Here is a 20,804-nt window from a genome sequence, read left to right on the forward strand (position 1 = left end):
CGGGCCGCGCAAGATCGGGGGACCGGCCAAGATGAACTATAACTGGAACTGGAGCGTTCTTTGGGAACCGGAATACTTCGGCTGGCTCCTGAGTGGCCTTGGCTGGACCGTGTCCGTAGCGCTCTGCGCTTGGGTGATCGCGATAGTCGTGGGATCGCTGGTGGGCGTAGGCCGAACCCTGCCCAATAAAGTGGTAAGCACACTCTGCACCACCTACGTCGAACTGTTTCGCAACGTTCCGCTGCTGGTGCAGATGTTCATCTGGTATTTCGCCGTCCCCGAGATGTTGCCCGAGGATGCCGGGCGCTGGATGAAGCGCGACATGCCACAGCCCGAGTTTGTCACGGCAGTTGTGGCCTTGGGCCTCTATACCGCAAGCCGCGTGGCAGAACAGGTGCGTGCCGGGATTGAGGCGGTGCCATCGGGCCTCAAATCAGCGGCAACCGCACAGGGTATGGGCGTGGCGCAGGTGTACCGATACGTTCTTTTGCCGATTTCTTTCCGCCTGATCGTGCCGCCAATGACATCGGAATTCCTGACCGTCTTCAAGAACTCATCGCTCGCGCTGACCATCGGGCTGCTCGAACTGACGGCGCAAAGCCAGCAGATCGCAGAATACACATTCCAGAGTTTCGAGGCCTATACGGCAGCCACCGTCATCTACGTGTTCATCGCGCTCTGCGCCACAATCGTCATGACTGTCCTGGAACGCTACACGCGCATTCCGGGCTATGTTGGCAAGGGGAACTGAGATGGGCGATTTTGATTTCGACGTCATCCTGAACAACCTGCCGTTCCTCTGGCAGGGGTTGCAACTCAGCTTATGGCTTACCTTTCTTGCGGTTTTGGGCGGTATCGCTTTGGGCACCTTGCTCGCGCTGGCGCGGCTCTCGGGGATCAAGCCGCTGGCGATATTCGCTGCGGCCTATGTAAACCTGATCCGGTCCGTCCCCTTGATCCTTGTGATTTTCTGGTTCTACTTCCTTGTGCCTTTGGCGCTTGGCCGGCCCATCGGCGGCTTCTATTCGGCGCTCATCGCCTTTGTGATGTTCGAGGCCGCCTATTATTCCGAGATCATGCGCGCCGGTATTCAAAGCGTTCGGACGGGTCAGGTACACGCGGGACAGGCCACCGGTCTCGGCTACTGGCAGATTCAGCGTTACATCGTGCTGCCGCAGGCATTCCGCAACATGATCCCAATCCTTGTGACACAGGGAATCATCCTGTTTCAGGATACCTCATTGGTCTTTGTCGTATCGCTTCGCGACCTGATGACCGCCTCTTCCATCGTGGCCCGGACCGAGGGCCGCCTCGTTGAAATGTATCTCTTTGCCGCGCTCGTTTACTTCGTGATCTGTTTTTCAGGTTCGCTGTTCGTGCGTCGGCTTCAAGCGCGGATGACGACATGATCGAAATGAAAAATGTGAGCAAGTGGTACGGGGACTTCAAGGTTCTCACCGATTGCACGACAAAAGTTGCAAAGGGCGAGGTCGTTGTGGTCTGTGGGCCCTCTGGCTCGGGAAAATCCACCCTGATCAAATGTGTGAACGGGCTTGAGCCGGTTCAGGAGGGGCGGATCGTCGTGGATGGCGCCGAAGTGACAGGCAGTGGAGCAAAACTGACCAAGCTGCGCGCCAAGATCGGCATGGTGTTTCAGCATTTCGAACTTTATCCCCATATGAGCGTGCGCGATAATCTGTGCCTTGCGCAGGAAAAGGTGTTGGGCCGGACCCGCAAAGAGGCAGAGGCGAGATCCGAGACGCTCTTGACGCGCGTGGGAATGATTGACCACGTCGCCAAATATCCCGGTCAGTTGTCGGGCGGTCAGCAACAGCGCGTCGCCATTGCACGTGCCCTTGCCATGGACCCGATCGCGATGCTCTTTGATGAACCGACATCCGCGCTTGATCCCGAGATGATCAAAGAGGTTCTCGACGTTATGGTAGGGCTGGCCCGGGACGACGGCATGACCATGATGGTGGTCACCCATGAGATGGGCTTTGCGCGCAAGGTCGCGGACCGTGTCGTCTTCATGGATGCGGGGGCCATCGTAGAGGATCGCCCAACGAAAGAATTCTTTGACGCGCCCGAAAGTGAACGCGCACAGGACTTTCTGTCAAAAATCCTGCAAAACTGAGGTTCCCCCGCGCTCGGCTTGTCCACTGTGCCAAGGTGTCACCTTGGTGAAGTCGGAGGATGAAGGCTATTGTCTCGGGGTGCTGGGGTTCGCGCCTGCGCCTTATGGCGTGAGCCTAAAGCCCGTTCTGCAAACCTTGGCCTGCCATCCCAGTCCTTCTCGCGGGTTACCACGTCTTCGCGACACCGGTTGAGGCTGACCCCAACGATAAGCTGCGCGACAATGAGAGTAAGGCGTTCCAAAGCTGACTACTCAAGATCGACGATGGACACATGGGCTGAGACAATTTGCCAGCCCACTTCAGGAAGCTTGATCAGAGTCTGGCTCTGCCGTCCCGTTCGGGACGCAGGCCATCCCGCGCGGGTGAATATCGCGTTCGTTGTGGCACAATCATCGCCAAATGTTGTGACGACCACGCGCAGAAGACTGCGCGCAAGGCCCACACCCGGCCGCGCCTTTCGGAATGCAAGAATTTCATCCTGCCCGAACAGATTTTCAGAGGCACCCAGCCGGATCGTGTGATCACTGGACCAAAACAAGGCATCAAGCGTCTCTACATCATTTGTCACAAGGGCCGTCTCGTAGCGATAGAAAACCTCTGTCACTTCGGCGTGCACCTCTGGGCGGTTGATATAGCTCAGCTCGGTCATGCGCGATCCTGTGGCTTTGGTTCAAAGATCTGCGCTGTCTTGATGAGAAGATGATCCGCCCCCCTCGCCCCTGCCAAAGACAGCCCAACCGGCGCCCCGGTATAGGTCGCGAGCGGGATGTTGATCTGCGGCAAACCCGCATGCCCTGCAACGCAGAGCATGGTCAAAGCGGCATTGCGGAACAATTCCAGATCGCTCTGTTGGGTTGATCGCAGCGGGGCAGCACCCGGCGAGGTTGGGAAAACAAGGATCGTTGCGGGATCAATCGCCTTTTCCAGATGCTTACGGATGGCGCAACGCTTTTCAACGGCGCTATCAAAGTCTTGGCGTGTGATCCGGCTCGCGGTTTCAAACCGCTCTCGTATCCCCGGACCAAAATCAGGTTGGTTTTGCGTGATCCAAGGGCCAAGCGTTTGCCAGATTTCATAGCCTTGATGGATACGGAACGCCCCTAACCAGTCGCTCAGATCCCCGCTTGGCAAAATTGGGTCTGAGCGATGATCAACCACGGGAAGTGCATCGCGCAGGGCCGCAGAAACGCCGCTCTCAGCCAAGGACCACAGGTCTGAGGGTAGCCAAAACTTGATCGGCTTCACCGTCGCAGGCGCATCCTGAAAAACAGAAGCGACAGTCGCCATGGTCATCAGATCACGCGTAAAAAAGCCTGGTGTATCGTAGCTGGGTGCCAATGGCACAAGGCTGTCCCCCGACATAAGCCCATGGGTTGGCCGCCAGCCATAAACGCCACAAAAGGATGCAGGCAAACGAACGGAACCGCCGGTGTCACTTCCAAGGCCGATATCCACCAACCCGGCAGCCACACTGGCCGCCGAGCCAGAGGAGGACCCCCCCGGTACGCGGTCCTGAGCAGCGGGATTGAGGGGCGTGCCGTAGCGCGCATTCACCCCCATCAGACTATAAGCCAACTCATCCATCTGGGTTTTGCCGATAATCTCTGCGCCCGCATCCAGCAAAACCTGCACGACAGGAGAGGTCGCGGTCGCTGCGCCGTGGAACTGGCCCCACTCTGGGCATCCAGCCCCGGTTACATGCCCTGCAATGTCAAACCCGTCTTTGACGCCAACGCGCAAGCCTGCAAGTGCGCCAGAAGGGCTTTGTCCTTTCAGCGGGCTGTCAAATCTCGCTATGAATGGGTCGCATGTCGGCAACATCTTGTGCCTCCTTAGAAGGTTGTTGAGATATTCGGGTAGAATTGCGCAGGCAGCCAGAGCGACGTGATCGGTACATAGGTGATCACGAACAGGGCGATCAATCCGACCAGAATGAAAGGCAACGCGCCCTTTATGGCTTCGTTGAAACTCACGCCAAGCGCCCCCGAAACAAAGAGGTTCAGCCCAAAGGGCGGCGTGAACATGCCGATTGCCGCGTTGACCGCAAGAACGATGCCCAGATGAATGGGATCAATACCCGCCGCAACGGCCACGGGTACGATGAACGGCACAAGGATGATGATGATCGAATTCGGATCAAGGACCATGCCAGCCAAAAGAATGAGGCAGTTGATCGTCAATAGAACGTAAATCGGGTTATTGCCGATACCCGCCAGCAAGCCTGTCAGTCCGCTGGCGACGCCCGAGGTCGTCAGATACCAAGCAAAGGCTGAGGCCGCAGCGATAATGATCATGACTTGCGCCGTCGTGATGGCACTGTCGACTGCTGAATCAAGAATGTCGGACAGGGTCATTTCGCGGTAGATCAAGGCCGAAACCAAGACGGCATAGATCACCGCGACTGCCGCCGCTTCTGTCGGGGTGAATATGCCCCCATAGATGCCCCCGAGAATGATGAACGGCGTGGCAAGGCCCCAGAAACATCCACGCGCCGCAGTGAGTATCTCGGTCGTGTCCCAGCGCGCCTCGCGGGCCATGCCTGTGGCCCTTGCGTACACAACGCAAACGCCGATGAACGCCACACCATAGACCAATCCTGCGCCTACGCCCGCCAGAAACAGTGCCCCGATCGACACGCCCGTGACCGCGCCATAGACGATCATGAAAATCGACGGCGGGATAATGATGCCCATGGATCCGGAACTCATCAGCAGGCCGATGGAAAACCAGCGTTTGTATCCTTCCTTTTCCATGGCGGGCAGCATGATCTTGCCCACCGCGATCACGGTTGCGGGGCTAGAGCCCGAGATCGCGGAAAAGAACATCGAACTTGTAACAGTTGTGATCCCCAATCCGCCCAGCAACGGGCGCACCAAGGCATTTGCCAATCTTATCAGACGCTTGGAAATTCCACCCTGGGCCATGATATTGCCCGCAAAGATGAAAAACGGGATCGCCATCAGCGGAAACTTATCAATGCCGGAAAACAATCGCTGAATGATCAGCACAGGCGGAGTCGAAGTCGTGGTTTCCAGCGCCACCATCACAGGCAACAGCAACACGACAAAGACGGGAACACCCACAAGAAGCAGAGCAACGAGGGATCCAAAGAAAATGGCGTGCATCTGGGTATCCTTAGGCTGTACTTTGAGCAGCCGTCAGACGGCGCGCATCTTTTGACAGTAACAAGGCGTTCTGGACAAACCGCACCGACATGAGCGTGCACCCCGTCGGAATGGCGAGGTAGACAACCCACATGGGCCATTCGAGCGACGCGGATGTTTGGCCAAACTGTTTCATCTGGCTGACAAGGGTCCAGCCATACCAGGCCAGCATCGCCGTGGTGCCAGCGGCAATCAGCGCTGCGATCTGTGCCAAACGATGCGCCATGCCGGGCGGCAAAATAGCCCCCAGCACATCAATCGAGATATGCGCCCCAGAGCGGGCCCCAATCGCCCCGCCGATAAACACAAGCCAGACGATGGAATAACGGGTCAACTCAGCCGCCCAAGCGAGCGCGACACCAAAGAACGCACGCAATGCAACGTCTGCGACCAAGATTATAACGGCAACCAGCAGTAGAAGTGCGACTGAGGTACGTTCCAGAAATGTCAGCGTGGCGTCGATCCGTGTCAGCCATTTCAGCATCGGCAAAGTCCTTGTTGACGGGGCAAAAAGCCGGGGCTCAGCCCAAGCACCTGGATCGGCCCGCAAAGCCCAGCGGGCCTAGGGCCGATCCCAAGGCCCTGTCATACCGACAGGGCCCTTTGCATCAGATCACTTGGAGAAGGAGTTAATCTCCGCATAAGCCGCCTCGAGTAGATCACTGCCGATGCGGTCTGCGAATTTCTCGTGTACCGGCTGCATGGCCTCTGCGAAGAGGGCCAATTGTTCCGGTGTCATTTCGACCACTTCGGTGGTGCCCGCATCAATGATTTCCTGAAGCAGGCGCCCATTGTCCTCTGCCGAAACCTGGCGTTGGTAATCGCCGGCCTCGCGCGCGGCGGTCATCAGTATGTCTTGCATTTCGGGGGCCTGCGCATCGAACCACACCTTGGAAAAGATAAACGCGGTCCCGATATAGCCGTGGTTCGACAACATCATGTAGTCCTGCACTTCGTAGAACTTCATCGAGTTGATTGATACGATCGGATTCTCTTGGCACTCTACCACGCCCTGCTGAAGCGCCGTGTAGGTTTCGGAAAAGGCCACGGGTATGGCCGTTGCACCCAAGGCTTCAAACTGAGCAATCAGAAGCGGGCTTTCCATCACGCGGACGTTGCGCCCAACATAGTCTTCGGGTTTGCTGACGAGATGGTTGCAGGTCAGCTGTTTAAATCCCGATTCCCAGAATTTTGCGCCCACGAAACCCGACTCTTCAAGCGATTTGAGCATCGCGCCGCCAACCTCTTCTGAATCGAGCAGCGCATAGGTCGCCTCGACTGACGGAAAGAGGAAAGGCAGGTCGATCAACTGCAATGACGGGCTAAAGTTCGCAAGCTTCGCAGTGGGAATGGGCGCAGCTTGTACCGCACCAAATTGCATTTGCTGCGCAACCTCAACATCGTCGCCAAGGGCGTTGTTGGCGTAGATTTCAACCTCATAGGCCCCGTTCGATGCCGCCTCTACAAGCTCTTTGAATTTTACAGCACCTTTGTGCTGTGCCGAGGTGTCTGGCAGGTCATGGTGAAACTTGATGACCTCTGCGAGAGCGACAGTCGATGTCATACTCAGCACAAGTGCAGTAAGGCAACCAATTGTAATCTTTCTCTTATTCATTTCGTTCTCCTGTAGGACAAGTTTCTGTCTGACGCGCGAATCTGTGAGCGACACTTGGTAAGGGCACAATTACTTTGCAATTCTGGTGTCCTTTTGGCTGCGGGCTAAAAGACTATTGCCCCGGAAAACGGCACGGTGATTGCTTTTTGGGCACTCGCTGAACCTCTAGAACGCAAGGGCCGCACCATCAGCGCGCGGATCGCTCGCGGCCTCCATCAGCCCTGTGCAATGCTGCACCACGGCCCCTGCGTGCCCAGCAAGATCGGACCATGGGGAAATCATCTCGATGTCATGACCGGCCGCACGCAGACCCGCGACAAGAGAGGGATCAAAGCGGTCCTCAAGTTTGAGCGTTGTGGTTGTTTCACCCCAGGTCTTGCCCAAGAGCCAGCGCGGCGCGCTGACCGCCTGCTGTAGGTCTTGACCGAAAACTGCGTAGCGCGTGAAGACTGCCGCTTGCGTCTGTGGCTGCCCCTCGCCCCCCATCGTGCCATAGGCCATGATGCGACCATCGTTCAGCGCGGCAAGTGCAGGATTGAGGGTGTGAAACGGGCGCGCGCGAGGGCGCAATTGATTTGGACCAGCGTCCAACGAGAAACCCGCGCCTCGGTTCTGAAAGAAAACACCCGTATCGGTGCAAGTCAGCCCAGAGCCAAATTCCCAGAACACGGATTGAATGAAGCTGACAACCGTTCCCTCTGAATCGGCCGCCCCCATCCAGATTGTATCGCCCGGCTTTGCCGGGTGCGGCCAAGGCAAGGCCCGCGCAGGATCAATTCGGCCCGCAAGGTCGGCTATATGATCCGGGTGCAGCCAGTCTTGGGCTGGGCGCTCCATAAAGTCAGGGTCGCCAAGCTCTGCATTGCGCTGAATAAAGGCCTGCTTTGTGGCCTCGACCAATCCATGCAGATGTTCAAGGCCGTCTGCCTTGGTCACGCCAAGCCGGTCAAATATCGCAAGGATCATCAACGATGAAATCCCCTGCGTGGGTGGCGTCATGTTCCAGAGTTGCCCCGCACCAATCTGCGTTGTGAGCGGTGTCACCAGCTCTGCCGAGAAGGCGTTGAAATCCTCTAGTCGCAGCGGGCTACCTTTTGCGTCCAGAAACGCGGCATGGGTCTGTGCAATCTCGCCACGGTAATAGTCGTCCAGCCCGGTCTCTGCCAAACGGGCGAGCGTATCCCCGAGAGCTGACTGTCGCAGTCTATGCCCCGGCGCAGGCGGCCTGCCCCCGACCAGATAGGTTTCGGCAAAGCCCGGCACATCCCTGAGCCCATCCAGCTTTTCCAACGTCGTACGAGATTGATTGCCGGTGACTGCGATTCCGTCACGAGCCTGCGAAATCGCGGCACCAAGCAGATCCTTTAGCGGCATCCGGCGTCGGTCCGGCACCAGTGCCAGCGCCTTGGCCCAGCCATCAATCGTGCCCGGCACTGTCAGAGCGGCCAAGGCACCCCGCGCAGGCATTGCACCTGTTACGCCCTGCGCGGCATACCAACCGGGCGTAGCCAAAGAGGCAGCCCGACCGCAGGCCGATATTCCGACAGGCGCCATTCCCGGCCGATGAATGAGCCAGAACCCATCACCTCCGATGCCGTTCATATGGGGGTATGTGACCGCAATGCTTGCAGCCGCGGCAACCATTGCCTCAATCGCAGTGCCGCCTGCATTCAGCACATCCCGCCCCGCCAAGGCTGCCGCTCGGTGGGGGGCACTGAATGCGCCGTTAAATCCCAATGCTGTGCTTAGCAATCTCTTCACCTCTAAGTGAGCACTTGGAAATATGAGGCATGGGTTAAAATAGTAAGTCAACTATTACTTATAGTTCCATGCAAACAAAATCTGTTTATGATGGGCTGGGCCAATCACCGAGGAACGCTCATGAGCAATAGAATTTCAGCAGTCCCAGAGGTCGCGCCCAGAAGTGAAGGTCGAAGCGCATCGCAAACCAAAGAGAAGATATTGCTCGCAGCGATCGAAGAGTTCTGCGAGCACGGATATGCTGGCGCGAGCACAACGAATATTGTCCGCGCAGCCGGCTGCAATATCCGGATGCTGTACCATTATTTCGAAAGCAAAGATGGCCTCTACCTTGCCGCTCTAACACGTGTCTACCAGCATCTGCGCAGCAGCGAAGCCTCTGCAAATTTCTGGAATCTGCCCCCGAAACAAGCAATCATCGCCCTGACGCATTTCACCTTTGACTACATGCTAAGAAACCAGAGTTTCCCGCGCATGATCATCAATGAGAACCTCAACAAGGGGCGCGCAGCGGTCAATATTGCCGACTCGATCAGAACAGCATCAGCGCCATTCATCGCCAAGCTAGATAAGCTGATTTCGCAAGGTCATGCATCGGGCGAGTTTCCGTATCGGCCAGATGCGCTTAATCTCTACCTCACAATTCTGGGCCTCAGTTTCATTCACATCACCAACAGATTCACTCTCACGGCAACCTTTGGCGTGGATATGTCATCACCGGAATTTTTAGCAGAGCGAAAAAGGCACGTGACACAAGCAGTACTCGCTTTGCTTTCAAGTGATATCAGCACTTGAACCCTGCGCCCCGTTTCGTTGTCGGCAGAGCGTCTCTGCAGTTTGTGGAGCGGTAGCGTATTGAGCAAAGGTCATGCAGCCCAAAATCACCGGCACGGCGACGGTGTCTTTCTAAGGTATTTTCAAAGAAGACCGCGCAATCTCGGCCCAAGCCGCATGTGATTAAACTCTGAAGGTCGAATTCCACCCCAATCGCCGCCCCCAAAATCGAGCAATATTTAGGCACTTGCATAGTAAGTAAGCAATTACTCACCACCCCTTGCGGAATTGCCAGAGCTGAACCTGCAAACAAGTTGCAACGACGCGCCTTTTGCGTGGACCTCAAAATAGACGCGCGCTCGGACCTGTCTAGAGCACGCGCGTTCTGACGTTTCGTCCGGGGGCTCAATAAGGCATGAAAGTTAACATCACAGAGACTGGTGAAGAGGTAACAACGTCTTTTGATGACGATGCGGCAGCTCTCATGGGCAGTGATGGCAGCGCATTGGACAGGCTCTTTTGGACGAGCACTCAGATCATCCGGTTCAGTGCCGCCCAGAAACTTCTCGGCGGCGCGCACATCGCTGAATTCACCAGAGCTTCTACCCATAGGATCGTTCGCCAAAGTCATCCTTGGGCGCACCCGCCGGATCGGCGCAACATCGTCGCGTCCCTGTGTCCGTGATGGATGACTGAGCGCGCGACGATCCGCGCGCATCAATGGCGACTGACCTAACCCTTCAACCAGACCCGAAAGGAAACCACATGAAGACCATTCTGAACCAAAAGTTCACGCGCCGCTCCTTTGCCGGGCTTGCGCTCGCCACGGTCACAGCCTTTGCTACACCCGGCCTGGCGCAGGATACCATCAAGATCGGGCTGATCGCCTCTCTCTCCGGCCCCTCTGCCAAGTCCGGCGAAGCAATCACCCGAGGTATGGCGCTGGCGATTGATGAGATCAACGCAGCCGGCGGGCTGTTGGGCAAACAGGTCGAGATGATCCGCCGCGATGACGAGGACAACCCCGGCAAAGGTCTGACCGCAGCGCGTGAACTGGTCCAGCGCGAAGGGGTCGTGGTGTTGTTTGGCGGCCTGCAAACGCCTGTCTCACTCGCCTTGGTGCCTTACATGAACCAAGCCAAAGTTCCGTTCATGGGGCCATGGGCCGCTGGCACCCCAATCACCCAAAACGGTGCCGAAGAGAACTATGTCTTCCGGGTGTCTGCCGTGGATGAAATGGTAGACGTCGCTCTCGTCGAACGCGCCGTGACAGTTCATGGGTCAAAAAACCCCGGCATGATGCTGATCAACAACCCTTGGGGCGAGTCAAACGAGAAAGGACTGACCGCCGCCCTTGAGGCAAAGGGAATGCCCACAGCCGGGATTGAGCGGGTTGAAGCAAACGATATCGACGTCGTTCCACAGTTGACCCGACTAAAAGAGGCCGGTGCCGATGCGATCTTTATGGTTGCCAATGTGGGCCCGTCTGCGCAGGTCATGAAATCACTGGAGCGCATGGGCTGGGACGTTCCGGTCATATCCCATTGGGGACCAGCCGGAGGCCGCTTCTCTGAACTGGCCGGGCCGCGTGCCAAGGATGTGGAAATGATCCAAACCTTCACCTTCTCAGGCAACGACTCGCCCAAAGCTGCGGCAACTCTGGACGCGCTAATGGCCAAGTTTCCCGAAATCAAAGGTCCGGCGGATGTCACCCCGGCAGTGGGCATCGCGAATGCCTATGACGCGATGCATCTTACGGCTCTTGCCATTCAGAACGCAGGTTCAACGGACGGTCCGGCAATTCGCCAAGGGTTATATGACATCGACAGCTATGACGGGTTGATCAAAACCTATTCCACCCCCTTCACGCCAGAGCAGCACGACGCGCTTGGAGCAGAAGACTACGTGTTCACGCGATTTATTGACGGCGAGATCATCCCCATCAAGTAGCGCCCCCGAAACAAAACGTCGGAAGGCCAAAGGGCCTTCCGTATCACTTGCGGGAGAGGATCATGATCGCGTCCACACTCATTACCGGACTGGCGCTTGGCTCGATGTACGGGCTGATGGCTCTGGGCTTTCACATTACCTATGCGGTGTCAAAAACAGTCAACTTCAGTCAGGGTTCATCGATGATGTTCGGCGCTGTCATGGGGTATACTTTCATGGTGACGCTGGGTTGGCCGTTCTGGATTGGAATTCCGGCGGCTTTGGCCTGTTGTGCGATACTGGGTCTCGCGGTGGAACGGTTCTTGGTTCGCCCTTTCGCCGCGCGCGGCTCTGACGCTTGGCTCATGGCGACGGTTGCAGGCGGGATCGTCCTCGATAACATCATTCTGTTCACCTTCGGCAAAGAACCCCGCAGCCTGCCGTCACCGTTTGTTGAAAATGCAATCGATATCTTTGGCGCTGGCGCCTATCCCTTGCAGCTGATCATTCCGGTCGTCGGTCTTGCGATTGCAATGGCCTTGACGATTGTGACGACCAAAACCCGACTTGGCAAAGCCATGCTGGCCTCTGTGCAACGACCAGAGGCGGCACGTCTGACAGGCGTGAATACACAAGCGGTCATCGCAGCATCCTTTGCAATTTCGGCAGTTTTTGCCGGTGTCGCGGGATTGCTGATCGCTCCGCTTTTCAACGTGTCGGCAGGCATGGGTGTCGTCTTTGGTATCAAGGCGTTTGCGGCTGCTATTCTCGGCGGGATCAGCAGCGCTTGGGGTGTCATGATTGCTGGCGTGCTTTATGGCTGCGTCGAGGCCCTGACCACCGCTTACATTGGTTCGAGCTATACGCAGATCGTTTCATTCAGTGTTGTCATACTGGTGCTGGTGACGGTGCCGAACGGCCTGTTCGGTCGCGCAGAACTCAAGAAAGTCTGATCCATGGCTGAACAAGAATACGTATCCGCACGGCTGCGCTTGACCCGGCTTTTGGCGCATCCGGGCACGTCAATCTTGGGAATAGTGGCTCTGACCGCCATCACGATCATGCTGGCACTCAATGCCAATGGTTACCTTGTCTTCATCCTCGCCCTTTTTGCGCTGAATGTCGTCGTTGGTGTCGGTCTCAATATTCTGTTGGGGCTTTCCGGACAGATTTCCTTTGGTCATGTCGGGTTCTTCGCGATCGGTGCCTACACGACGGCGATCATGGTGATCGCAGGCTTTGACTATTGGCTGGCTTTCATCGTATCCGGCATCATAAGCAGCTTTGCGGGCATGCTGCTGGCGATGCCAGCCCTACGGGTCGCGGGCCCCTATCTTGCGATGATGACAATCGCCTTCGCCTTTATCGTCGAACATGCTGCGATCGAATTACGGGATCTTACCGGTGGGCATAATGGTCTGATGGGCTTCCGGTCGCCTGAATTTGCTGGGCGCATATTCTTTGAAACCGAGGTGGCGATTGCTGCGGTGCTGCTTGCCGGAGTGTCCCTGCTGTTGTTTCTGCAATTGTCACGGGGCCGATGGGGCATGGCAATGCGCGCAGTAGCCTCCAGCGACGTGGCGGCACAGTCCATCGGTCTTAACCCCTTTGCGATCAAGACCACGGCCTTTGTTCTTTCTGCGCTTTTGGCCGGGCTCGCAGGGGCGCTTTTCACACCGCTACAACTCTTCATCAGCCCAGGTTCCTTCCCTTTCTTCCAGTCAATTCTGTTTCTTCTGGCTGTGATTGTCGGCGGAACCGGGCGTCTTTTGGGGCCAGTCATAGGCAGCCTGATCGTGGTTTTGTTGCCCGAGGTTTTATCAGGCCTCGCGGAATACCGATTGCTCATCTTTGGCGGCATCATGATGGGCGTGCTTCTGCTGGCACCAAAAGGGATCATCGGCGGGCTGATGGGATACCTAAGCGCCGAAGATCCAACTACAGCAAAGGCATCCGGCAAGGCCCTTGGTGACTTTCTCTCAGGCCTGAACGAAAACACCGGCGGATTAAAGGTCACTGACCTCGGGATCAAGTTTGGTGGGGTTCAGGCGGCAAAGGATGTGTCATTCACCGCCCCCGCAGGGCGCATAACCAGTGTGATCGGGCCAAATGGCGCGGGCAAGACAACCGTGCTGAACATGATCAGCGGGTTTTACAAACCTGACAGCGGCCGCATCGAAATGTCAGAGGATATCGCAGGTCGCCCGGCTTGGCGCACAGCGCGTGCTGGCATTGCACGCACCTACCAGACCACACAGCTTTTTGAAGACTTGAGTGTGCGTGAAAATATCCTGATCGCCCTTGGCACCGGGCACCTTGGCTGGTTGCTGGGACGCCCGCCTCGCGATGCTCAGATCGCCCTCGCCGACGACCTACTTGCCTTTGTGGGATACAAAGGCCCCGTGGCGCGCCGATCCGGCGATTTGCCCCATGTTGACAAGCGTCTGGTGGAAATCGCCCGCGCCTTGGCCACGAAACCTTCTGTTCTTCTTTTGGACGAACCTGCGGCTGGCTTGATGCATAGCGACAAAGAGGCACTAAGCCTGCTGATCCGCAAGATTGCAGAGGCTGGCGTTGCCGTTGTTCTGGTCGAACATGATATGTCGATGATCATGCGCATTTCAGACGAGATTATCGTTCTGGATGCCGGTGTTCCGATCAAAACCGGAGCGCCGAGTGATGTTCAAAATGATCCCGCCGTGCGTCGGGCCTATCTTGGCGACAGCGCCTATCAAGGCCGCGAACGCAGCACACCTTGGATACGAGGCGGCAAAAAGGACGTGCTCAGCACACGCAGTTTGACCGCGGGATATGGGGCCGCCGCAGCGCTCGACTCTTTGGACATGGATGTTCAGCCCGGCGAGATGGTCGCCGTGTTGGGGGCAAACGGTGCCGGAAAATCAACGATGATGCGATCCCTTGCAGGGCTGCACAGGCCTGTCTCGGGGGCGATCCTGCTTGATATGGTGCCCATTGAAGAGCGGCCAGCCCACCAGATCGCACGCGCGGGCTTGTCGCTTGTTCCAGAAGGACGGCAGGTCTTTCCACTGATGAGCGTACGCGACAATATTCTGATGGGCGCTTATAACCGGACCGATCTTGACGCCGAGGCAGAGATCGACAGACTGCTTCAGCGCTTTCCGCGGCTGCGCGATCGGATCGACGCGCCCGCTGGCGTTCTCTCGGGTGGGGAACAGCAGATGCTCGCGATTGCCCGCGGCCTGATCGCAAACCCACGCATTCTTTTGCTGGACGAGCCATCGCTGGGTTTGGCGCCGTCTATCATAGCAGAGCTCTACGATGTGCTCGCCGATCTGCGTGACGAAGGGGTCACTGTTTTGCTTGTGGACCAAATGGCAACGCTGGCGCTGGCCATTGCCGACCGCGCCTATGTGTTGGAAAGCGGACAAGTCGTGAAATCGGGAACATCGGTGGATTTGCAAAAGGATGCATCAATCGAGCAAGCCTATCTCGGTGCCGAGGTGGCTGCGCAATGAGAAGAAAGGGAGCCTCATGGATCTGACATTTCATAATATCACCCTGCCCTCAGAGCCAGGTCAGGCGTTTGATCTGGGTGTGCACGGTGGCAAGATTGTCGAGATGAAAGCGGCGGGCACGCTGGAGCAAGGCGACAAAGCCCTCCACCTGAACGGTCGGATCGTTCTCCCCGGCTTTGTCGAGACGCATATCCATCTCGACAAATCATGCATTCTTGACCGGTGTCAGATGAAAGGCGGCCTGCAGGAAGCCATCGCCGAGGTCGTTGGCCTGAAAGCCGCTTTTACCGAAGAAGATGTGGCTTTCCGCGCGGCCAAGACGCTGCGAAAATGTGTGCTCAAGGGCACCACGCAGATGCGCACCCATGTCGAGGTCGATCCTGTCGTTGGTCTGCGGGGATTTGAGGGCGTGAAGCATGCAATTGCGGAATTTGCATGGGCGATTGATGTGGAAATCTGCGTTTTTCCACAGGATGGGCTGCTCAATAACCCCGGCACGGATGAATTGATGGTCGCAGCCCTAAAGGACGGCGCAGGCTCGGTAGGGGCAGCACCTTACACAGACACGAACCCACATGGCCAGATTGACCGCGTTTTCGAGATGGCGCGCGACTTCGACGTAGACATCGACATGCATCTCGATTTCGGGTCCGATGCCACGTCCCTCGACGTGGACTATGTCTGCCGAAAGGCGGATGAATATGGTTGGGGCGGCAGGGTCGCGGTGGGCCATGTCACCAAATTCGCAAATATGTCTGCCCATCGGCTTACCGCGCTTTCACGGCGCCTTGCGGATGCAGGTGTCGCCGTCACGGTTCTTCCGTCCACCGATCTTTTCCTGATGCATCGCGACCACACAGAGAATCTGAGCGTGCCGCGTGGCGTAACGCCAATACATCTGATGGCCGCCGAAGGGGTAAATTGCTCTTTGTCCACAAACAATGTGCTCAACCCGTTCACTCCGTTTGGCGATTGCTCCCTGATCCGAATGGCCAATCTCTACGCCAATATCGCACAGATCGGACGACGCGAAGATATGGCCGGATGCCTTGATATGGTGTCCTCCCGCTCCGCCAAACTTCTGAACCTGAAAGACTACGGGATCCAGAAAGGCGCACCCGCAGATCTGGTCGTAATTGATGCCCGGGATGCGACAATGGCCGTGGCCGAGCTTGCTCAGCCAATGTACGGGTTCAAACGCGGCAAGCCCGTGTTCACCCATGCATTGCCTGAATTGCACAGCCATTAAGCGTTGAGGATGGAGGATCGCCCAGGCGCCTTTAGAGACAGGCCCAGATTGGGCGGACAGGCGAACGGCCCTCTCAATCGGCTGATATTTGGCGCAAAAGACCTCTGTCAGATCAAAGGCTGCGTCGCCCCCTGATCGCGCCCTCACAAGTTACCGAACCAAGCCCACCTGGAGATACCCCATGTCAAACCCCGTTACCGCCGCCAAAGAAATCGTTGAGGCCTACCTGGAACGCTCCATGGTGCCAGACCCTATCGGGGCCGCCGCCTATGTCGCTGATGATTTCGAGGTCATCTTTACCGGCGGGCGTCAGTTTACCGGACCGGCGGATACAACTGCGTTTAACGCCAAACGCTACAAATGGGTCAAAAAGCGCTTTTTGCGAACAGACGCCGCCTACGACGCCGAAACAGGGTCCGTATACGTCTACAACACTGGGTTTCTATACGGCGAATGGCCGGATGGCACGCCGTTCGAAACCAACCGTTACATGGATATGTTCGTGGTGCGGGATGGCAAAATAACGTCAACGAATGTTTGGAACGACAGTGCGGAAATTCTGCTGCACCGCGCCGGCCTGGCCGAAGCCCCGCTCTGATCCCGAGAACCCGAACTGGACCCGAAGAGGCAGCTATCAGCCAATTTTTGGTTAGAATTTAGCGCATTGCCCGAGAGAACTGGTGCCCCATGACGGACTCGAACCGCCGACCTTGTCCTTACGAAGGACCTGCTCTACCAGCTGAGCTAATGGGGCTTTGCGGGCGCTACTATGGCCCTACTGGTTCTTCTCATTTGCCTTGAACCCTATGGTTTTGCAAGTCATTCGCGAGCGGACCCGCAAATTTCGAACGACATGCTCCACCCACAAATCAATCGAGGCAACGCGAAGCGGCGTTTAAACGACTGAACTGCGGCGCGCAAGGTGGAATCAGTGCAGGGGTGGCCCCTGCTGTTTTAGCGCGCCATGCCCGCTTGAGGGATGACATTTGTCGCCAAGACCGCTACGCTGGGTCATCCGCAGATGAGAGATGCTGTGGGGACTGCGATCACAAGTCGTCCTTGAAGATCGTGAAAAACCAAGCCCCACGCGTCAAGATGTACAGTCGCTTGAGTTGACCACTGAGTATGGAGCTTAAACCGATCTTCCGGAGGATGTTACTACCTCTCATGGATGGGTTGGTGGGATTGTGGCAGCTATATATGCTGAGCGTGCGCGACCATCGTCGCACTATAGCTTTGCTAGTTATCTTGTAAGTACCCGTAATTTCTTAGGTTCTGGTTGGTGCTGATCGTCCGATTAAAGCCACGATACCTCGTGGCCACATGTCGCTGAAGCATCCCACAAACCCAAGGCTACGAGCCCTGCCGTTAGGGTCAACAACGACATCGAGCCCTGTCGGGCGACACGCCACCGTTTGCTGGGTGGTCTGTTAAAATGGGGTTCTTCTGAAATGGACGTTTACCTTATTGCTCCAACACCGGAATTTGGACGCGACACGCTTATTTCCGACGCATCCCTCAATCTGGACGAGCGGTTCACACTTATGGCTGCTGCGGGCATTGTGACCGTCGCCGCGTTCTTTGACCCGGATGTAAATTTAACGCTGTGTGATGAACTGATTGAAGATGTGGATTTCACCAATCCCGCACAGATCGTTTGCATCAGCATGAATGTTTCCCAAGCAAGGCGCGGCATCGAAATCGCTAAGGAATTCAAGAAAATGGGGCGAACTGTCGTCATGGGGGGCGCACATGTTTCACTGGCCCCAGAGGTTTTCGAAGCAGACGCTGATTGCCTCGTGATCGGAGAGTTCGAAACTTCGGCAGAGGAATTCATGCGCGACCTGCGGAATGGCGCGCTCAAGCCGCGATATGTAGGTGGCAAGGCGGATATGGCGCTTTCTCCTTTGCCGCGCTGGGATCTTTATCGAAATGAGCGTGTCGTCACCGGAGTTATTCAAACCAGTCGCGGCTGCCCGTTTGAATGCCATTTTTGCGATGTGATCCAGTACCTGGGGCGAACCCAGCGACACAAACCGCCCGAAAAAGTCATCGAAGAATGCCAATTGCTCTATGACCACGGCTATAGAAACATCAGCCTTTCGGATGACAACTTTACGGTCTATCGCAAAAGAACGCGAGAGTTGCTGGAGGTGCTGGCGGCTTGGAATGGGCGTGACGGTCGGGAGCCTGTCCAATTCTCCACCCAGGCATCCATAGATATCGCACGCGACCAGGGCATCATGGATTTGTGCAACGAAGCTGGCGTACGAGACATCTTCATTGGCATCGAAACCAACAGCGACGAGGCACTACAAGAGTCAAAAAAGCGTCAGAACCTGAAGCAGGATCTCGTCAAGCAAACCCAGACTGTGGTGGAATCCGGCATCGTGGTGTCCTCTGGGATGATGATCGGTTTTGACAGCGATGATCTTAGCTGCTTTGAACGCCAGTTCGAATTTGGCATGGCCCTTCCGGTTGTGACGATCAGGGTAACTGTTTTGGTCGCGCCGGTTGCAACACCTCTTTACGCAACAATGGAGGCCGAAGGACGCCTTGTTCAGAACGGCAATGAAATCAGCTTTGCCGGCACGGATTGCTGGACCAATATCATCCCCAAGAACATGACCCGCAAGCAATTGGCCGAGGGCGCAATCTGGCTTGTGGACGCGCTTTTTGAGCCAGACAATGTGATCAAGCGGTTCGAGCATGTCGCTAAACTTTTGAAGCCAGCGCCCGAACATTTGCGACGCCAGTCAAAGGCAAAGATTGCCGGTTCCGGTGTCATGCTGAAACTCATGCGGTCTGGGGCCAAGGACCCCAACGCCAGACGCGTCATTGATGCAGTGAACGAAATGACACGTGCGCGCCCCGAAATCGCATGGGACCTCTCGCCAATCCTGGTCAAATATCTGAATACCTATTTCGCCATCAAGCGATCCTCCATGATACGCTCATCTCAGCTTGATCGCGTCTCCTGATATGGAACGTGCGACGCAGGGCGGCCGTCTTGCGAGACGGGAGTCCACCCATGGAACGACCGTCAGTCTGCGACAGGATATCTTGGATGTTCTGACTGCGCGTGAAGATACGCGCCAGATCAGTGTGCTGGGGCGTGGGGATCGCGCAACCCACTACACCGGATCCCAGTTACTGGAAGAAGCAGAAAACTGCTTGAAAGACTGGGCCACCTGTCTGGGGAACGGGCCGCAGGTGATGATCGCCGCTCTCCCTTTTGGCGAGGCGTTTTTGTTCCCGCTGCTTGCGTCGCTGATCGGCGAAGGCTGTCTGGTGCCCATCGCGCCACCGCGACCATCAGATGCACCGGGCCGGATGCGCCATATTGTGCAAACCTGCGGCGCGACGGTGGTTTTATGCACAAGCGCCCATCAAGCGGCTGTTGCTGCCCAGCTGTGTGATGATGAGGGCAATCAGATTTGTCCGGTCTATGTGATGGACGGCCCGAATGTGCCGCTGGCAACGCTCAATAGCGCACCCAAGATAGTGGCTCCGATCATACAGCACACGTCTGGCTCAACCCGTTTTCCAAAGGCCGTTCCGATCACTGCTCAACAGATCCGCGCCAACTGCGCGATGCTTCAACGGCTTTGGGGCGTGAACGCGGAAACTGTTACAGTCAACTGGCTGCCGCATTATCACGACATGGGGCTGATGGGGGGTATCCTGTACACCCTTCTCAGCGGCGGGCAGTCACTGCAGATGAGCCCGTTTGAAATGATCCGCAGCCCGCTCTCCTGGCTCAAGGCGATTTCAACCTATCGTGCAACCTTCAGTGGCGGGCCTGCGTTTGCGTTTCAGGAATGCCTGAATCGTGTTCCTGAAAGCGCCTGTGATACTCTTGACCTATCAAGCTGGAAACGCGCGTTTTGCGGCGCAGAACCCATCCCTGCAGACCTTTTGGGGCGCTTCTCGACCCGGTTTGCAAAGCAAGGACTTGATCCAAAAGCCGCCTTTGCCTGCTATGGCATGGCGGAATACACGCTCTTCATCGCCGGAGAGCCGGGTATCCCGGCAACCGAGGCCACGCTTTCCAACTCCACCGTCGCGCCTTGTCTGTTATCTGCGGAAACGCGCGCGAACATCCGGATTTGCGATCCAAATAGTGGCCATGTGCTGCCTGAGGGTGCGACAGGAGAGTTGTGGTTGCGCGGGGGATCCGCCGCTGCGGAATATATTGGCCAGACTAAGGACACATCGCAAACCTTCGTGCAAACGGCGGATGGCGAAACGTGGCTGCGCACGGGGGATCTCGGACGGGTCTCGGGGCAGTTTCTTCTTATCAGCGGGCGTCTGAAAGACATCATCATCACGAACGGCCAGAATGTCGCCGCAGCAGAAATTGAATGGTTGGCGGCGAAAGAGGATACCGCGCTTAATCCGATGGGGGCCGCCGTCTTTGTGCCGCCCGGTGCGCCAAATGGCCATGCAGCTTTGTTTATCGAGGTTCGGCAAGGCATGACGCCGCAGCGCGACCACCGTCAGCTTGTGTCGGCTATCCGCCGCTCGGTTACTGGCACGTACAGCATAAAACTTGATGATATTCGTATTCTGCCACGGGGCGAGCTACCTCGGACAAGCAGTGGAAAGATACGCCGTCAAGTTTTGGCAGACACCTATGTCGCCAACCCCAACGATGTTCTCAGGCGGGAATAACGG

The 20,804-nt window shown here is 56.7% G+C and carries 18 protein-coding genes and 1 tRNA gene; 12 read left to right on the forward strand and 7 right to left on the reverse strand.

Annotation, left to right across the window (positions count from 1 at the left end; translation table 11 throughout):
* Positions 1 to 31: 31 nt before the first annotated feature.
* From GC127_RS08060 to GC127_RS08070, 3 genes are read left to right on the forward strand one after another with little or no spacing between them, the layout of a single operon-like run.
* Positions 32 to 751 carry an amino acid ABC transporter permease gene (locus GC127_RS08060; RefSeq protein WP_037298631.1) on the forward strand — a complete coding sequence of 240 codons (720 nt, stop codon included), beginning with the start codon at positions 32 to 34 and terminating at the stop codon, positions 749 to 751.
* A 1-nt stretch (position 752) separates the two neighbouring features.
* Positions 753 to 1,409 carry an amino acid ABC transporter permease gene (locus GC127_RS08065; protein ID WP_008282676.1) on the forward strand — a complete coding sequence of 219 codons (657 nt, stop codon included), beginning with the start codon at positions 753 to 755 and terminating at the stop codon, positions 1,407 to 1,409.
* Positions 1,406 to 2,137 carry an amino acid ABC transporter ATP-binding protein gene (locus tag GC127_RS08070; RefSeq protein ID WP_008282677.1) on the forward strand — a complete coding sequence of 244 codons (732 nt, stop codon included), beginning with the start codon at positions 1,406 to 1,408 and terminating at the stop codon, positions 2,135 to 2,137. Before GC127_RS08065 ends, GC127_RS08070 begins: the two co-directional genes overlap by 4 nt.
* 248 nt (positions 2,138 to 2,385) lie before the next feature.
* Here the strand turns inward: GC127_RS08070 and hpxZ are convergent, their stop codons facing one another.
* The 6 genes from hpxZ to GC127_RS08100 form a co-directional block, all read right to left on the reverse strand.
* Complete coding sequence (gene hpxZ / locus GC127_RS08075) at positions 2,386 to 2,787, reverse strand: oxalurate catabolism protein HpxZ (RefSeq protein WP_008282678.1); 402 nt, start codon at positions 2,785 to 2,787, stop codon at positions 2,386 to 2,388.
* The gene (locus GC127_RS08080) at positions 2,784 to 3,959 is read right to left on the reverse strand and encodes an amidase (protein WP_254700036.1); all 1,176 of its coding nucleotides are present in this window, start codon (positions 3,957 to 3,959) and stop codon (positions 2,784 to 2,786) included. The genes hpxZ and GC127_RS08080 overlap by 4 nt, the downstream gene beginning before the upstream one ends.
* Before the next feature lie 11 nt (positions 3,960 to 3,970).
* Positions 3,971 to 5,263, reverse strand: a complete 1,293-nt coding sequence (locus GC127_RS08085) for a TRAP transporter large permease (RefSeq protein WP_008282680.1) — start codon at positions 5,261 to 5,263, stop codon at positions 3,971 to 3,973.
* Positions 5,264 to 5,273: 10 nt separating this feature from the next.
* The gene (locus GC127_RS08090; protein ID WP_081507288.1) at positions 5,274 to 5,786 is read right to left on the reverse strand and encodes a TRAP transporter small permease; all 513 of its coding nucleotides are present in this window, start codon (positions 5,784 to 5,786) and stop codon (positions 5,274 to 5,276) included.
* Positions 5,787 to 5,915: 129 nt separating this feature from the next.
* A complete protein-coding gene (locus GC127_RS08095) occupies positions 5,916 to 6,917 on the reverse strand; it encodes a TRAP transporter substrate-binding protein (protein ID WP_237183430.1) in 1,002 nt (333 codons plus the stop codon).
* A gap of 165 nt (positions 6,918 to 7,082) precedes the next feature.
* Positions 7,083 to 8,669: a gamma-glutamyltransferase family protein gene (locus GC127_RS08100; RefSeq protein WP_199861213.1), complete on the reverse strand. Its 1,587-nt coding sequence runs from the start codon at positions 8,667 to 8,669 to the stop codon at positions 7,083 to 7,085.
* A 129-nt stretch (positions 8,670 to 8,798) separates the two neighbouring features.
* Here GC127_RS08100 and GC127_RS08105 point away from each other — a divergent pair, with 129 nt between their 5' ends.
* The 7 genes from GC127_RS08105 (at position 8,799) to GC127_RS08135 (ending at position 16,725) form a co-directional block, all read left to right on the forward strand.
* On the forward strand, positions 8,799 to 9,473 hold the full coding sequence (locus GC127_RS08105) for a TetR/AcrR family transcriptional regulator (protein WP_199861214.1): 675 nt from the start codon (positions 8,799 to 8,801) through the stop codon (positions 9,471 to 9,473).
* 394 nt (positions 9,474 to 9,867) lie between these two features.
* Positions 9,868 to 10,137 (forward strand): AtzH-like domain-containing protein, encoded by a 270-nt coding sequence (locus GC127_RS08110; RefSeq protein WP_151977472.1) that lies wholly within the window; start codon positions 9,868 to 9,870, stop codon positions 10,135 to 10,137.
* Between the two features lie 80 nt (positions 10,138 to 10,217).
* Positions 10,218 to 11,402 (forward strand): ABC transporter substrate-binding protein, encoded by a 1,185-nt coding sequence (locus tag GC127_RS08115; RefSeq protein WP_151977474.1) that lies wholly within the window; start codon positions 10,218 to 10,220, stop codon positions 11,400 to 11,402.
* 62 nt (positions 11,403 to 11,464) lie between these two features.
* Positions 11,465 to 12,334, forward strand: coding sequence for a branched-chain amino acid ABC transporter permease (locus GC127_RS08120; RefSeq protein ID WP_008282687.1), 870 nt, complete (start codon positions 11,465 to 11,467; stop codon positions 12,332 to 12,334).
* 3 nt (positions 12,335 to 12,337) lie between these two features.
* Entirely contained in the window at positions 12,338 to 14,878 is a 2,541-nt protein-coding gene (locus tag GC127_RS08125) for a branched-chain amino acid ABC transporter ATP-binding protein/permease (RefSeq protein WP_008282688.1), read from the forward strand.
* A 16-nt stretch (positions 14,879 to 14,894) separates the two neighbouring features.
* Positions 14,895 to 16,127 carry an amidohydrolase family protein gene (locus GC127_RS08130; protein WP_037298637.1) on the forward strand — a complete coding sequence of 411 codons (1,233 nt, stop codon included), beginning with the start codon at positions 14,895 to 14,897 and terminating at the stop codon, positions 16,125 to 16,127.
* A 181-nt stretch (positions 16,128 to 16,308) separates the two neighbouring features.
* Positions 16,309 to 16,725: a nuclear transport factor 2 family protein gene (locus GC127_RS08135; protein WP_081507282.1), complete on the forward strand. Its 417-nt coding sequence runs from the start codon at positions 16,309 to 16,311 to the stop codon at positions 16,723 to 16,725.
* An 80-nt stretch (positions 16,726 to 16,805) separates the two neighbouring features.
* Here the strand turns inward: GC127_RS08135 and GC127_RS08140 are convergent.
* A tRNA-Thr gene (locus tag GC127_RS08140) sits at positions 16,806 to 16,881 on the reverse strand.
* Positions 16,882 to 17,542: 661 nt separating this feature from the next.
* Between GC127_RS08140 and GC127_RS08145 the strand changes: the two genes are divergently transcribed.
* Together GC127_RS08145 and GC127_RS08150 are read left to right on the forward strand one after the other, a co-directional pair.
* Positions 17,543 to 19,108 (forward strand): radical SAM protein, encoded by a 1,566-nt coding sequence (locus tag GC127_RS08145; RefSeq protein WP_151977476.1) that lies wholly within the window; start codon positions 17,543 to 17,545, stop codon positions 19,106 to 19,108.
* A gap of 193 nt (positions 19,109 to 19,301) precedes the next feature.
* Positions 19,302 to 20,801: an AMP-binding protein gene (locus tag GC127_RS08150; protein WP_254700817.1), complete on the forward strand. Its 1,500-nt coding sequence runs from the start codon at positions 19,302 to 19,304 to the stop codon at positions 20,799 to 20,801.
* Positions 20,802 to 20,804 lie beyond the last annotated feature (3 nt).

The organism is Roseovarius sp. EC-HK134 (assembly GCF_902498815.1).
GTDB lineage: Bacteria > Pseudomonadota > Alphaproteobacteria > Rhodobacterales > Rhodobacteraceae > Roseovarius > Roseovarius mucosus_A.